A 12,849-nucleotide genomic window follows, 5' to 3' on the forward strand; every position below is an offset into this window, starting at 1 on the left:
CCACCATAATATGTTTTTCATCCATTGTGGAGTGCCTTCAAAACAAGGAGTTTTTCATGAAATACCGCGCTATTTTGTTGACCATGATTGTGTCATTGTCCCTTTGTATTGCTGCGTGTTCCAATGAACCTGAGAATTCACTTGAGCGGGTCACCAAGGCCGGCGAAATCAGTTTTGCCATGAGCGGTGGATATCCGCCTTTCAATTTCTACAATGACAAGAATGAATTGGTCGGATTTGATGTCGATGTGGCCAAAGAGGTAGCCAAACGGCTGGATGTGGCCTTCAAGCCGGTGACCACCGAATGGAGCGGAATTATCGAGGGACTCCGTTCAGGTACATATGATGGGATTCTAGGAAGTATGGCCGTGACAGCCAAGCGGCAGGAAGTAGTCGATTTTTCCGTACCGTATTATTTTTCAGGCGCCCAGATCGTTGCTCGGGCCAATGCCCCGGAAACGAGTCCGCAGGACTTCAAGGGACAGACCATCGGACTGGTAACCGGTACCACGTTTGAAGATGATGCCAGGAAACTCGGGGCCGGGGAGATCCGTCTGTACAAGGATGACACCCAGACCTTGATGGAATTGAATAACGGGGTCATCGATGCGGTCATCACCGACCGGGTCGTAGGAGCCAATGCCGTGAGAAGAGGTGCCTTTGACATCAAGCTTGTCGGGACTCCCGTCCGCAGTGAAGATATCGCAGTTGCCTTTCGCAAGGATGATACCGAGCTCAAGAACAAGGTCAATGCCATTCTCACCGATCTGCACGAAGAAGGGGTGCTTACGGAGTTGAGTCTGAAATGGCTTGGAGTGGATATTACTGTTCGGTAGTATAAATCAGATTGCAACTATTCAGGATGTCTGCTGTGTCGTAAACGGTGGGAAACGACCTGTTTCCCTTTACCTCACACAGGGCACGACGCATTGCTCTTCCTCTCGTGCCATCAAAGGATGTTCTGGATAGTTGCAGGTCTTTCACATTCTCATCCTCCCATCTCCTCATTACGTAAGGAAATATATCGATCATGCAATATGACCTTTCGGCAATAGTCAATTACTTCCCCTATTTTTTACCAGCCGCATGGATGACCATAGAGATAACCGTTCTCGGCATCGGCTTGGGGCTTGTTTTGGGATTGATTACGGCATTTATGCGTATTTCCACGAACAGGTTTTTTTTGTGGCCATCCCTTGCCTATATCTATCTGATCAGGGGAACCCCGCTTCTTCTGCAGCTTTTATTCATCTATTTCGGGATGCGCGGTCTGGTCGGTCTGGAGGCTCTTCCCTCGGCGGTTCTGGCCCTTGGCCTGCACAATGGGGCGTATATCGGGGAGATCTTTCGGGGAGCCATCGTATCTGTTGCTACCGGACAGATGGAGGCGGCCAGAAGCATCGGCATGTCCTACATGCGGGCCATGATCAGAATCATTCTGCCTCAGGCGTTCAAACGGGCTGTTCCATCTTTGGGCAACCAGTTCATCATTGCCCTCAAGGATTCATCCCTGGCCAGTGCCATTACCATCAATGAATTGTTGCTCAAATCCCAGCAGCTGGCGTCATCCAATTTCATGATGATGGAGATGCTGAGCATTGCGGCCTTTTTCTATCTTTTCTACACAGGCCTGTTTACCTGGCTGTTTCATCGTATCGAAACACGTCTCGATGTCAGCCAGTCCGGATAACACAAGGAGACGTCATGAATATTCAGCAACCAGCCATTGAAATTTCCGGTCTGCACAAGTGGTTCGACGATCATCATGTCCTCAAGGGTGTGGATATAACGGTTGACCCCTCTGATGTGATCGTAATCATTGGTGCCAGCGGTTCAGGAAAAAGCACTTTGCTTCGTTGCGTGAACCGGCTGGAAACATATGAAGAGGGTATCATCAAGGTCTATGGCGACGAGGTGCTCGAGGACGAACGATACATCAATAAATTGCGTGCCCGTCTGGGAATGGTTTTTCAGAACTTCAATCTCTTTCCCCATATGACCGTGCTTGGAAATGTCATCGAGGGACCCACCCAGGTGAGGGGGATGAAGCGAAAACAAGCCATTGAGATCGGTCGTCACTATCTCGACAAGGTGGGCATGTCGGACAAGGAGGATGCCTATCCGGCAACGCTCTCCGGCGGTCAGAAACAGCGCGCCGCCATTGCCCGGGCCCTGGCCATGGAACCGGACGCCATGCTGTTCGACGAGCCGACCTCGGCCCTTGATCCGGAGCTTGTGGGCGAGGTCCTGGGGGTCATGCGCAATCTTGCCGACGACGGCATGACCATGATCGTGGTTACCCATGAGATGGGGTTTGCCCGTGAAGTCGCCGATATGGTCGGTTTCATGGAAGAAGGCTCCATTCTCGAATCCGGGACCCCGGAAGAGATCTTCAGCAACCCCCGGGAACAGCGAACCCAGGAGTTTTTGGGTCAGATTGTGTAAAATTCGTTTTTTCTCCGGATTCGGCAGTTCGCTTTCCAGAAGATAGCTGGCGGCATATGATGAATATGCCGACTCAGCCAATTATTCCGGTTCGAGGATATCGGATCAAAAAACCCGGCTCATTGCGACGAAACGTCCACAGATGAGCCGGGTTTTTATTTCGAATTGCCAGGCCGGCGCGCTTGGTGAAACAGGAAGGTCCTAAAAATATAGTCCTTCAGAGCGTTCGGATCGATAGCCGGCAGGTAAGGAGGGTCCCTGGTCCATAATCTCCCGACAGTCGATGCAGTATGTAGTGTGCGGCATGGCCAGCAGACGTTTGATCCCTATGGGTTCCCCGCATAGCTTACAATGTCCATAGTTGGCATGTTCCATGTCGTTGAGGGCGGATCTGATCTGCTCGATGGTCTTTTTGTTTCTTTCATATTGGATCAGAGAGAGATCGTTGCACAATTCACTTCCCGCCTGGTCGGCAATGTCCGCATAGGCCATTGAAGAATTTGTGGCGATGCTGGCGGCAATCCTTGCATTGTCCTGTTCCAGGCCGGCGAGTCGCGCGGATAGGGCCGAGTGTATCTGATCGTGGAAGGTTTGTTTGGAAGACATGCTCATTCTCCTTAAAGGCAATGGGTCAAAGAGATGCTTGTATGTTACCGGTAAACGAGGCAAAGACATTTCATCGCGTCATTCTGCACACCTCTAGTCATGTTCTGTGGCGGTTGTATGTCCTAGTGGTTACGCTTTGATGGATTATGGTGAAAAATGGAGGGGTAGATGGTCAACGATGTGATGAAATGCATACTGGATAGTCTGGTCGAACCCATTGTTTTCATTGATACCGATCACATCATCCGGTATATGAATCCTGCGGCCTGTGTGCAGCTGCAAAAATACGGTGGTAGCAGCTGGCTGGAAAATCCCTGTTTGACTGTCACAACCAGATCTCGTGTCGTTCAATTAGTGAGTTTGAACTCGGATGCGGGATGTCCTTGAGGAAGCATATAGACCAAAGACGGCAATCGTACTTACATGCGGGCTATGCATGTGTGATGAACAGGGGAAGTTGTCCGGCTACTACGTGCGGTATAAAGGGATTGTTGACGATTGAACCGCCGGCCTGATCAGATTGAGCCGATGGTTCCCCTAACTTTGAACATTTTTTCCAAGTACCTGGAAAACAGAGCCACGCTGAAGGTCATGGCAAAATAGATCATGGCTACGGCTAGGTAAATCTCAAAGGGTCGGAAGGTACGGGAGTAGATCATTTGGCCGCTACGGGTCAGTTCGTTGATGGCCAACACCGAAACTAAGGACGTTTCCTTGAGCTGGGAAGCAAAGGCGTTCGTGATGGGGGGGATAGCAACCCTTACTGCCTGAGGAAGCACCACGTATAGCAACGTCTGCAAGCTGCTCAGTCCTGTGGATCTGGCTGCTTCCTCCTGTTCCCTGGGCACGGCCATGAGTGCGGCCCGGATGATTTCCGAGATATAGGCGCCTCCGCAGAGTCCGATTCCCACATAGGCTGCGGTCATGTTCTGTAGGGTCAGCCCGGTTGCCGGAAGGGCGTAATAAATGAAAAAGAGCTGGATAAGAAGCGGGGTGCCTCGGAAGAATTCCACATAGGGGGCAAGGAAGTAGCGCAATTTGCCCGGTCTTGAGCGGGCCACGCCCACGACGATGCCGATGGCAAGAGAGATGAGGAAGGAGACAAAGGTGATGTTGAGGGTGATCAATGCACCAGCTTTGAGCTCGGTCCAGCCCATGGTGATGATGCTGAACTGGAAATCGTTCATGGCATACGTCCCTTATGAGTGGTTGCGCAGCAATTCCCTGCTGACATTATCCAAGACCAGATAATCTCAGAAAAATCCGTAGAGGCAATTCCCGAATTGCCCGTTTTCTCGAGACCCGGTCAGCAAGAGAAAACAAGAGAATATTGCCTGAATCGGGATATTGCTGTTGGTTGTGGAGATATGCAAAGCCGACAAGGTGGTTATGGCCTTCCTTGTCGGCTTTGATTTTCAGACCCAGGAGCGGACAGCCCGGATCACGGTTTTTGCATCTTCCTATTTGACCACAAGCCACTTGTCGTAGATTTTTTGATATGTGCCGTTCTGCTTGATGTGGGCGAGTGCTTTGTTGATCTTTTCGGTCAGGGAATCGTGCCCCTTGGGAAGGACCATGACGATGTCGCTCTTTTTCAGCTTGTCATCGACGATCTTGAACGAGGGATCTTTTTTGAGCTGCATGACGGCATAGGGTTCTCCGCAGATAACCGCGTCGATGCGATGATATTTGAGATCCAGAAGGGCCTCTGTCGTATAGTTGTATTTCTTGATCTCCTTGCACAGGCCGGGCATTGATTCCACGGTATGTTCACTGCTCGTGGACATCTGGACTCCGACAACCTTGTCCGCGAGGTCCTTTCTTGATGAAATGGTGATGTTGTCCTTGGGAACCAGAATGATCTCGGGATGGTCGTAGTAGGGATCACTGAAGTTGGCGTTGTTCTTCCTGGCATTTGTCCTGCTCATGCAGGTGATAAGCATGTCGTAGTCCCCCTTGTTCATCCCGGCTATGAGACCGTGCCATTCACCGTCCTTGAAGGTTACGGGGACACCGAGATAGTTTCCCAGGGCCTTGCCGAGATCCACGTCGAATCCGTCGAAACTGCCCGAGGCTGTCTTTGACTCGAAAGGCGGGTACTGGGCGCAGAAACCGATGACTAGATCATTTTTCTGTTTGACGGCATTCCATGAATCATCCGCTGCCTGGACAAGGGGACTTATGCAGACAAGAAGGAACAGAGTGAAAATCGTTGTACGTATGGTGTGCATCGTGGCGTCTCCAATGGTTATGTGTGTTCTATCAAAGTCGACGGATTTTCCTCGTCAACGGCCATGAAAGGGGGATTGATGCCGTTTTCCGCGAGCATGGCCTTGAAAATGCGCATGAACACGCCCGTGCCCTCGGCAAAACGGCAGCTTTTGCTTTGATCGGGATCGGCACACCACATCCCGACTTCGCCTCCAGACAGTCCCACGGGAATCTTGGTGATACCGCAATTGGGGCTGCCGTCGGCACCGATGACGCCCACGATTTCATATCCCGCATCCCGGAATGCCTTCAATGTGTCCATGGTCGGGGCAAGAATCTCTCTGCAATGCTGTCTGAAACGGGAGTGATCGTATTGTTCCAGGCTCATGCCCCAGCGGTTCATGCCCAGATAGGAGGTTTCCGGGCAGGGCAGCTGGAGAATCCCGACGCCCTTATCGATGTAGGGTTGGACGACTTCCTTGAGGACCCCGAGATATGATCCCAGGGGAATGATCTTGGCGTTTGCATTGAGAATGCAGTTGGCAAGGACGATGATTTTTTTGCTTCTGTTCATGAATGCTCCTATATGGATAGTAGTGCGAAAAATCCGTATAAATTATCGTAAAAATAAATCAAATAGTAAGTTTTGATCTATTTGATTTCAATGAATAGGAAAAAACGATAGATCGGCAAAAGAGGTTTGCTGATTGCTCTTTCAAACTATAGGGTAGCCGACTCAAGAAGGCGGCTCAGAACTTCGTCACCAATAACCATGGGAGGATATTTTTATGAACATAGCCGATTCCATTCTGGATCTGGTAGGACGGACACCCCTGGTGCGATTGAATCGTCTGGGTGCCGGGACTGGTGCCCGGATTCTGGGCAAGCTGGAATTTTTCAATCCCTGCGGTTCGGTCAAGGACAGGATCGCCCTGAACATGATCGAAACGGCCATGGGCCGGGGCGATATCGGTCCGGATTCGGTGATCATCGAACCGACCAGCGGAAATACAGGGATCGGCCTGGCCTTTGTCTGCGCGATCAAAAAGCTGCGACTCATCCTGACCATGCCCGAGAACATGAGTCTGGAGCGCAGGAAACTGCTCAAGGGGATGGGCGCTGAATTGGTGCTGACTCCGGCCGAAGAGGGGATGCAAGGGGCCATTGCCAGGGCCGGGGAATTGCTGGCTGAGCACCCTGGCGGATTCATGCCCATGCAGTTTGAAAATCAGGACAATCCAGAGACCCATTATCGGACAACAGGACCGGAGATCTGGGCGGATACGGAAGGGAGTGTCGATATCCTGGTAGCCGGGGTAGGATCCGGGGGAACGATTACCGGAACGGGCAGGTATCTTAAAGAGCGTAATCCGGATATCCGGATCGTTGCGGTCGAGCCAGAGGATTCGGCTGTTCTTTCCGGGCACAGGCCGGGACCTCACCTGATCCAGGGAATCGGTGCCGGGTTTGTGCCCGGGATCGTGGATACGAAGGTGATTGACGAGATCATTGCTGTCAGCAATGACGCGGCCATTGAAACGGCCAGACAGCTGATGCGCAAGGAAGGGATCGTGTGCGGTATCTCTTCGGGGGCCAATTGTTTCGCAGCCCTTGAGCTTGCCAACCGTCCCGAAAACCGGGGCAAGACCATCGTTTTCATTGTCTGCGACACGGGTGAACGCTATCTGAGTACGCCTTTGTTTGAAGAGGATTAAAACCTTTCTTTACGCAAACCGCCAAGCAGTAGTTCATTAGAGCCACTGAAACTGAAAAAAACCATTTTTTATTCCAAACACCCAAAGCTGTGCCTGGAAGGAATGCATGACCAAAGAAAAAAATCCGACCACTCTCGATGCCATAGTCCACGCCCTGTGTGAACAAAATGCGGACAGCAAAACCTGCTTGCGTGAACACGGGGAAGCCCCCATGCCGTCGGTGGATGTGCTGGCAGACCTTGTTCAGGATCTCAGGTCTGTTCTTTTTCCCGGCTATTTCGGGCCTTCGGATATTTCCCACGCGACCACGCCCTATTATATCGGAGCGAGTCTGGATCGGGTGCACACGACGCTTGGAGAGCAGATTTTGCGGGGGGAATGCTTTGTCTGCCGCAATGAATCCGCCTCCGATTCCGAGTGCGCGCAATGCAAGGTGCGGTCCCGGGATCTTGCCTGGGAGTTCATCCGCTCCCTGCCACGAATCCGTCATCTGCTGGCAGAGGATGTGGACGCCGCCTATGTAGGGGATCCTGCAGCCAAAACTCCGGGTGAGACCATCTTCTGCTATCCCTCCATCAGGGCTCTGACCCACCACCGTATCGCCCATGAGCTCTACAACCTCGGTGTGCCCATCATCCCCAGAATCATCTCGGAAATGGCCCACTCCCTGACCGGGATCGATATTCATCCAGGGGCGTCCATTGGCGAGCATTTTTTCATTGATCACGGAACAGGAACGGTCATCGGCGAGACCTGCATCATTGGTAAAAATGTCCGCATCTATCAAGGGGTGACCCTGGGGGCCAAAAGTTTTCCCAAGGGGGAGGACGGATCCCTGGTCAAGGGTCTGGCCAGGCATCCCATTGTGGAGGACGATGTGACCATCTATGCGGGTGCGACCATCCTGGGACGGGTCCGGCTGGGTAAAGGTGCTACCATTGGAGGCAATGTGTGGATCACCCGTGATATTTCTGCTGGTGCACAGATCAGGCAGTCCCTGTCTCTGGATGCAACCTGCGAGCAGGAGGGTGGCTGTTGATCAACGTTGTCCTTGGGTATCAGACTCTTCAGGGAGCTACTTTTTAGTACCTTACTTGTGAAAGTCTGCCATAAAAAACAAGAAAGTTTTATAACCGCCTGAACGTAAAACTTAAAACCTAAAACTGCGGTTTGGCCGCATTAACCTGAATAGTTGCCATTTTTCTTGACATTCGTATAAATCTCGGACAGGCAAATTTCATGATCAAGGCAACGACTACCCATACAGTTTTGAACATTTCGTGGTGGTGGCTCTGGAATACAGGGCCGCGGCAATCCGGTATGGCGTAGATCAAGGCAGTACATCGAAAGAATAATACCGCGGCAGTGCAGACTGACCGCGGTTTTTTATGTGCAGTCCGCACCGCCCAGACCAAGGAGGAAACCATGCAGTCCACACCTGCCACAGAGGGGTTTTTCGGCGAGTACGGCGGACAATTTTTGCCCGAGTCCATCAAAAACATCTTAAACGATCTGGCCGCGACATTTTCCGCGTGCAAGGATGATCCCGCTTTCATCAAGGAATTCGAGTCCTATCTCAAGGACTATTCGGGTCGGCCAACACCTTTGTATCTTTGTGAAAATCTGACAAGGGCCCTGGGCGGGGCCAAAATCTATCTCAAGCGCGAAGACCTCAATCATCTGGGTGCGCATAAGATCAACAACACCATCGGTCAGATCCTCCTGGCCAAGCGGATGGGCAAGAAAAAAATCATCGCCGAGACCGGTGCTGGACAGCACGGGGTGGCCACCTCGGCCACGGCCGCGCTCATGGGCATGGAATGCACCGTCTACATGGGCTCGGAGGACATCAAGCGGCAACGGCTGAACGTCTTTCGCATGGAGATGCTCGGAGCAAAGGTCGTTCCGGCCCAAAGCGGGCAGCAGACGCTGAAAGAGGCGGTTGACGAGGCCATTGCGGCATGGGTCGAGGATATCGACTCCAGCTATTATCTTCTAGGCTCGGCAGTTGGGCCGCATCCCTATCCGACCATGGTTAAGTATTTCCAGTCGGTGATCAGCAAAGAGGCCCGGGAACAGATCCTGGAAAAGGAAAACCGGCTGCCCGACTATCTGGTTGCCTGTGTAGGCGGCGGGTCCAATGCCATCGGCATGTTCGCCGAATTCATCCGTGACGAATCGGTCAGACTCCACGGGGTGGAACCCGCGGGACGCTCCTTGAACCTCGGGGATCATGCGGCCAGTCTGACAACGGGTACGCCCGGCGTGCTCCACGGATTCAATTCCTATATGATCAAGGACGATGCAGGTGGTCCCGGCCCGGTTTATTCCATTGCTGCGGGATTGGATTATCCGAGCGTCGGGCCAGAACACAGCTTTTTGAAAGATCTTGGCCGCGCCGAATATTTCACGGTCAGTGATCAGGATGCGGTGAACGCCTTTTTCGTTCTTTCCAGAACCGAAGGGATCGTCCCGGCCCTGGAATCCGCCCACGCCCTTGCCCACGCCATGCGTCTCGCCCCCACTCTGGGCAGGGAGCAGATCATCGTGGTCAATCTTTCCGGAAGGGGGGACAAGGACGTGGCCCAGATCGAAGAGATGCTCGCCCAGGGCATCATCGCCAAACCCGAATAGACCGCTCCCACATGGTATGAACGGATGCGTGCACAAAAAAGAGTCATCAACAGTCTGAACTGTTGATGACTCTTTGGTTTTACTGGTGCCCCCGCCAAGACTCGAACTTGGGCTAACCGGGATTAGGAATCCCGTGCTCTATCCGCCTGAGCTACGGGGGCAAGGTCTCGAAAAATGAGGAGATCCGATTATACGTATGGGTTCCTGCTGTCAAGAAAATTGGCGAGAATACCCTCTGTGCGGGGATGGAATTTTTGGTTATCCGGCCACGAATTGGGTCCCGATGCCACCCTTGGTGAACATTTCCAGGATGATGGAATTTTCAAGGCGTCCATCCAGGATATGGGCCTTTTCAACCCCTGATTCCACGGCCTCCATGCAGCATTTGACCTTGGGGATCATCCCGCCGGTTATGATGCCCGAATCTAGGGCCCTGGCAGCTTCTCGTCGATCAAGGGTGGAAATTCTCTGGTTTGTGCCATCCAGAATGCCAGGTACGTCCGTGAGCAGGACAAGTTTTTTGGCCTGCAGGGCAGCTGCCACGCTGGAGGCCACGGCATCGGCGTTGATGTTGTAGGTTTCGCCGTATTCGTCAACGCCTACCGGAGCGATGATCGGGATGAATCCTTCCCGTTCCAGAGAGCGGATGAGTGATGTCTGGATATCGACCACTTCACCGACCTTGCCCAGATCGATGATCTCGGGTGGGGCGTCCTTTCGTTCCACGGCCATTTCCAGCTTTCTCGCCCGGATGGTCTCCCCGTCCTTTCCCGAGATTCCTACAGCCCGCCCCCCGTTCAGGTTGATCAGATTGACGATCTGTTTGTTCACCTTGCCGACCAGAACCATCTCCACAACATCCATGGTCGCCTGATCAGTGACCCGGAGTCCTTGCTTGAACTGGCAGGTGATGCCGAGCTGATCGAGCATGTTGCCGATCTGCGGGCCGCCGCCGTGAACAATGACCGGATTGATACCTATGTATTTCAATAGGATGATGTTCAGGGCGAAACTTTTTTTCAGCTGTTCGTCCTTCATGGCGTGACCGCCATACTTGATGACAACGGTCTGCCCGTAAAACTCCCGGATGTAGGGCAGGGCCTCCAACAAGACCCGTGCCTTGAAAATATCCTGCTCCACCCTGACACTCCTTTGAGTACCTTACTCAGCATGTTCTGTTATAAAAAACAAGAAAATTTTATAACCGCTTGAACTTAAAACTTAAAACCTAAAACCTAAAACCTAAAACTGCGGCTTGGCCGCATCAGAGAATATATCGCGACAAGTCCCTGTCTTCCTTGACGTCCTTGAGCTGTTCGCGAACAAAGTCCGAATCGATGAGCACCTTTTCACCCGATCTGTCCGGGGCATTAAAAGAGAGATCCGAGAGGATCTTTTCCATGATCGTATACAACCTTCTGGCACCGATGTTTTCGGTTTCCTCGTTGATTTCCTGAGCAAATCCGGCCAGCTCGAGCAGCGCCTCGTCCGTGAACTCGATTTCCACCTGTTCCGTGGCCAAAAGACCGATGTACTGGGTGGTCAGGGCATTCTGAGGTTCTGTCAGGATGCGATAAAAATCCTCTCTGGTCAGGGCCCGTAGTTCCACCCGCAGAGGGAAACGGCCCTGAAGCTCGGGAACAAGGTCCGAGGGTTTGGACATGTGAAAGGCCCCGGCGCCGATGAACAGAATATGGTCCGTGCGGATCATGCCGTACTTGGTATTGACCACACATCCTTCGACAATGGGCAGAAGATCCCGCTGAACGCCTTCGCGGGAGACATCCGCCTTGGAAGTGGCCTGGCTTCCTGAACAGATCTTGTCGATCTCGTCGATGAAAACGATCCCGGATTCCTCGACCCGTTCCTTGGCAATTTCCGTGACCTTGTCCATATCCACGAGCTTTTCGCTCTCTTCCTGGATCAGAATGTCATAGGCATCCTTGACCCGGACCTTTTTGGACTTGCGTTTTTTGGGAAAAACCCGGCTGAACATGTCCTGCATCTGCATTTCCATGCCTTCCATGCCCGGTATGGCCATGACCTCGATATTGGTGCCGGATGTGGTCACGTTGATTTCGACCATGCGCTCGTCCAATTTGCCGTCACGCCAGAGCTTTCGCAGTTTTTCCCGGGTGGAGTCTTCGCCGGCATCCAGAGGAATGGCATCTTCCGAATCAGAAGGTCCGGCTCCGTAAGTCGGCTGAGAAGGCGTGGATTTCTTGCGTGGAAGGAGGAGGTCCAGAAGTCGTTCCTCGGCGTTGGCCTCGGCCTTGACCGTGACCTTTTCTGCCTCTTCCTTGCGGACCATGGTGATCCCGATCTCCATGAGATCACGGATCATGGATTCCACATCCCGACCAACATAGCCGACTTCCGTGAACTTGGTCGCCTCGACCTTGAAGAAGGGCGATCCTGCCAGCCGGGCCAGCCTGCGGGCGATTTCCGTTTTTCCCACGCCGGTGGGTCCAATCATGATGATATTTTTGGGCACGACCTCGTCGCGCAATTCATCTGACAATTGACGCCGCCGCCAGCGGTTGCGGAGGGCTATGGCGACCATCTTTTTGGCCTCTTTCTGGCCGATGATGAATTTATCAAGTTCGGAAACGATTTCTCGTGGGGTAAGTGTACTGCTCATGAACATCCTCATTACTTCTTTTTAGGGGCCACTTCGACGATAATATTGTCATTGGTAAAGACGCACAGCTCGGCAGCAATGGCCATGGCTTTGGTTACGATTTCTTCTGCAGAAAATTCGGTATTGCGTACCAGAGCTCGGGCAGCGGACAACGCATAGGGTCCTCCCGAACCAATGGCCACAACGCCGTCATCGGGCTCGATAACATCTCCTGTACCTGTCAGGATGAGAACATGCTCGGCATCTGCGACCAGAAGCATGGCTTCCAGGCGCCGCAGATATTTGTCCATTCTCCAGTCTTTGGCAAGCTCCACGCTGGCTCGAACCAGATTGCCGGCGAACTCTTCCAGCTTGGCCTCAAAACGTTCCAAAAGGGTGAAGGCGTCCGCAGTGGCCCCGGCAAATCCAACAATGACCCGGTCTTTGTACATCTTGCGAACTTTTCTGGCTCCATGCTTCATGGCTATGGCCTGACCAAGAGTCACCTGGCCATCACCGGCCATGGCAACACCGTTTTCGTCCAGGACCGCCAGAATTGTTGTTCCGTGCAGTGCTTGTGTCAAAATCTCTCCTCCGTCGAATCTAGGTCGTCTCTCC

At 52.6% G+C, this 12,849-nt stretch carries 14 protein-coding genes and 1 tRNA gene; 7 read left to right on the forward strand and 8 right to left on the reverse strand.

Going from position 1 to position 12,849, the window contains the following annotated elements; all coding sequences use genetic code 11:
• The first annotated feature begins 56 nt into the window (after positions 1-56).
• The 3 genes from ACTVJH_RS05945 (at position 57) to ACTVJH_RS05955 (ending at position 2,445) form a co-directional block, all read left to right on the forward strand.
• On the forward strand, positions 57-836 hold the full coding sequence (locus tag ACTVJH_RS05945; protein WP_455988463.1) for an ABC transporter substrate-binding protein: 780 nt from the start codon (positions 57-59) through the stop codon (positions 834-836).
• Between the two features lie 194 nt (positions 837-1,030).
• A complete protein-coding gene (locus tag ACTVJH_RS05950; protein WP_455988465.1) occupies positions 1,031-1,690 on the forward strand; it encodes an amino acid ABC transporter permease in 660 nt (219 codons plus the stop codon).
• 14 nt (positions 1,691-1,704) lie between these two features.
• Complete coding sequence (locus ACTVJH_RS05955) at positions 1,705-2,445, forward strand: amino acid ABC transporter ATP-binding protein (protein ID WP_455988467.1); 741 nt, start codon at positions 1,705-1,707, stop codon at positions 2,443-2,445.
• A 201-nt stretch (positions 2,446-2,646) separates the two neighbouring features.
• On the opposite strand, the gene ACTVJH_RS05960 is transcribed toward ACTVJH_RS05955, so the two are convergent.
• Positions 2,647-3,051: a TraR/DksA family transcriptional regulator gene (locus ACTVJH_RS05960; RefSeq protein WP_455988469.1), complete on the reverse strand. Its 405-nt coding sequence runs from the start codon at positions 3,049-3,051 to the stop codon at positions 2,647-2,649.
• A 168-nt stretch (positions 3,052-3,219) separates the two neighbouring features.
• On the opposite strand from ACTVJH_RS05960, the gene ACTVJH_RS05965 reads away from it, so the two are divergent.
• Entirely contained in the window at positions 3,220-3,438 is a 219-nt protein-coding gene (locus ACTVJH_RS05965; protein WP_455988471.1) for a hypothetical protein, read from the forward strand.
• Between the two features lie 128 nt (positions 3,439-3,566).
• On the opposite strand, the gene ACTVJH_RS05970 is transcribed toward ACTVJH_RS05965, so the two are convergent.
• The 3 genes from ACTVJH_RS05970 to ACTVJH_RS05980 all read right to left on the reverse strand — a co-directional run bounded on the left by ACTVJH_RS05970 (position 3,567) and on the right by ACTVJH_RS05980 (position 5,836).
• Positions 3,567-4,238 (reverse strand): amino acid ABC transporter permease, encoded by a 672-nt coding sequence (locus ACTVJH_RS05970; RefSeq protein WP_455988473.1) that lies wholly within the window; start codon positions 4,236-4,238, stop codon positions 3,567-3,569.
• A 273-nt stretch (positions 4,239-4,511) separates the two neighbouring features.
• Positions 4,512-5,282, reverse strand: a complete 771-nt coding sequence (locus tag ACTVJH_RS05975; protein ID WP_455988475.1) for an ABC transporter substrate-binding protein — start codon at positions 5,280-5,282, stop codon at positions 4,512-4,514.
• A 17-nt stretch (positions 5,283-5,299) separates the two neighbouring features.
• A complete protein-coding gene (locus ACTVJH_RS05980; protein ID WP_455988477.1) occupies positions 5,300-5,836 on the reverse strand; it encodes a CD3072 family TudS-related putative desulfidase in 537 nt (178 codons plus the stop codon).
• Positions 5,837-6,050: 214 nt separating this feature from the next.
• On the opposite strand from ACTVJH_RS05980, the gene cysK reads away from it, so the two are divergent.
• The 3 genes from cysK (at position 6,051) to trpB (ending at position 9,611) form a co-directional block, all read left to right on the forward strand.
• A complete protein-coding gene (gene cysK / locus ACTVJH_RS05985) occupies positions 6,051-6,977 on the forward strand; it encodes a cysteine synthase A (protein ID WP_455988479.1) in 927 nt (308 codons plus the stop codon).
• A 106-nt stretch (positions 6,978-7,083) separates the two neighbouring features.
• Positions 7,084-8,016, forward strand: a complete 933-nt coding sequence (gene epsC / locus ACTVJH_RS05990) for a serine O-acetyltransferase EpsC (protein ID WP_455988481.1) — start codon at positions 7,084-7,086, stop codon at positions 8,014-8,016.
• Between the two features lie 386 nt (positions 8,017-8,402).
• Positions 8,403-9,611 carry a tryptophan synthase subunit beta gene (trpB, locus tag ACTVJH_RS05995; protein ID WP_455988483.1) on the forward strand — a complete coding sequence of 403 codons (1,209 nt, stop codon included), beginning with the start codon at positions 8,403-8,405 and terminating at the stop codon, positions 9,609-9,611.
• Between the two features lie 83 nt (positions 9,612-9,694).
• On the opposite strand, the gene ACTVJH_RS06000 is transcribed toward trpB, so the two are convergent.
• The 4 genes from ACTVJH_RS06000 to hslV all read right to left on the reverse strand — a co-directional run bounded on the left by ACTVJH_RS06000 (position 9,695) and on the right by hslV (position 12,815).
• Positions 9,695-9,772: transfer RNA gene (locus tag ACTVJH_RS06000), tRNA-Arg, on the reverse strand.
• A gap of 97 nt (positions 9,773-9,869) precedes the next feature.
• Positions 9,870-10,751, reverse strand: coding sequence for an acetylglutamate kinase (argB, locus tag ACTVJH_RS06005; protein ID WP_455988485.1), 882 nt, complete (start codon positions 10,749-10,751; stop codon positions 9,870-9,872).
• Between the two features lie 124 nt (positions 10,752-10,875).
• Positions 10,876-12,252 (reverse strand): ATP-dependent protease ATPase subunit HslU, encoded by a 1,377-nt coding sequence (gene hslU, locus ACTVJH_RS06010; RefSeq protein ID WP_455988487.1) that lies wholly within the window; start codon positions 12,250-12,252, stop codon positions 10,876-10,878.
• 11 nt (positions 12,253-12,263) lie between these two features.
• Positions 12,264-12,815 carry an ATP-dependent protease subunit HslV gene (gene hslV, locus ACTVJH_RS06015; protein ID WP_455988489.1) on the reverse strand — a complete coding sequence of 184 codons (552 nt, stop codon included), beginning with the start codon at positions 12,813-12,815 and terminating at the stop codon, positions 12,264-12,266.
• Positions 12,816-12,849: the final 34 nt, after the last annotated feature.

Source organism: Desulfoplanes sp. PS50 (assembly GCF_053851535.1).

What these genes read in the sequence shown, in the direction of transcription:
- ACTVJH_RS05955 (WP_455988467.1), top strand. Translation starts at nt 1,705, where the DNA reads ATGAATATTCAGCAACCAGCCATTGAAATTTCCGGTCTGCACAAGTGG.
- ACTVJH_RS05970 (WP_455988473.1), bottom strand. Translation starts at nt 4,238, where the DNA reads ATGAACGATTTCCAGTTCAGCATCATCACCATGGGCTGGACCGAGCTC.
- cysK (WP_455988479.1), top strand. Translation starts at nt 6,051, where the DNA reads ATGAACATAGCCGATTCCATTCTGGATCTGGTAGGACGGACACCCCTG.
- ACTVJH_RS05975 (WP_455988475.1), bottom strand. Translation starts at nt 5,282, where the DNA reads ATGCACACCATACGTACAACGATTTTCACTCTGTTCCTTCTTGTCTGC.
- ACTVJH_RS05950 (WP_455988465.1), top strand. Translation starts at nt 1,031, where the DNA reads ATGCAATATGACCTTTCGGCAATAGTCAATTACTTCCCCTATTTTTTA.
- ACTVJH_RS05945 (WP_455988463.1), top strand. Translation starts at nt 57, where the DNA reads ATGAAATACCGCGCTATTTTGTTGACCATGATTGTGTCATTGTCCCTT.
- trpB (WP_455988483.1), top strand. Translation starts at nt 8,403, where the DNA reads ATGCAGTCCACACCTGCCACAGAGGGGTTTTTCGGCGAGTACGGCGGA.
- hslU (WP_455988487.1), bottom strand. Translation starts at nt 12,252, where the DNA reads ATGAGCAGTACACTTACCCCACGAGAAATCGTTTCCGAACTTGATAAA.
- ACTVJH_RS05965 (WP_455988471.1), top strand. Translation starts at nt 3,220, where the DNA reads ATGGTCAACGATGTGATGAAATGCATACTGGATAGTCTGGTCGAACCC.
- ACTVJH_RS05980 (WP_455988477.1), bottom strand. Translation starts at nt 5,836, where the DNA reads ATGAACAGAAGCAAAAAAATCATCGTCCTTGCCAACTGCATTCTCAAT.
- epsC (WP_455988481.1), top strand. Translation starts at nt 7,084, where the DNA reads ATGACCAAAGAAAAAAATCCGACCACTCTCGATGCCATAGTCCACGCC.
- ACTVJH_RS05960 (WP_455988469.1), bottom strand. Translation starts at nt 3,051, where the DNA reads ATGTCTTCCAAACAAACCTTCCACGATCAGATACACTCGGCCCTATCC.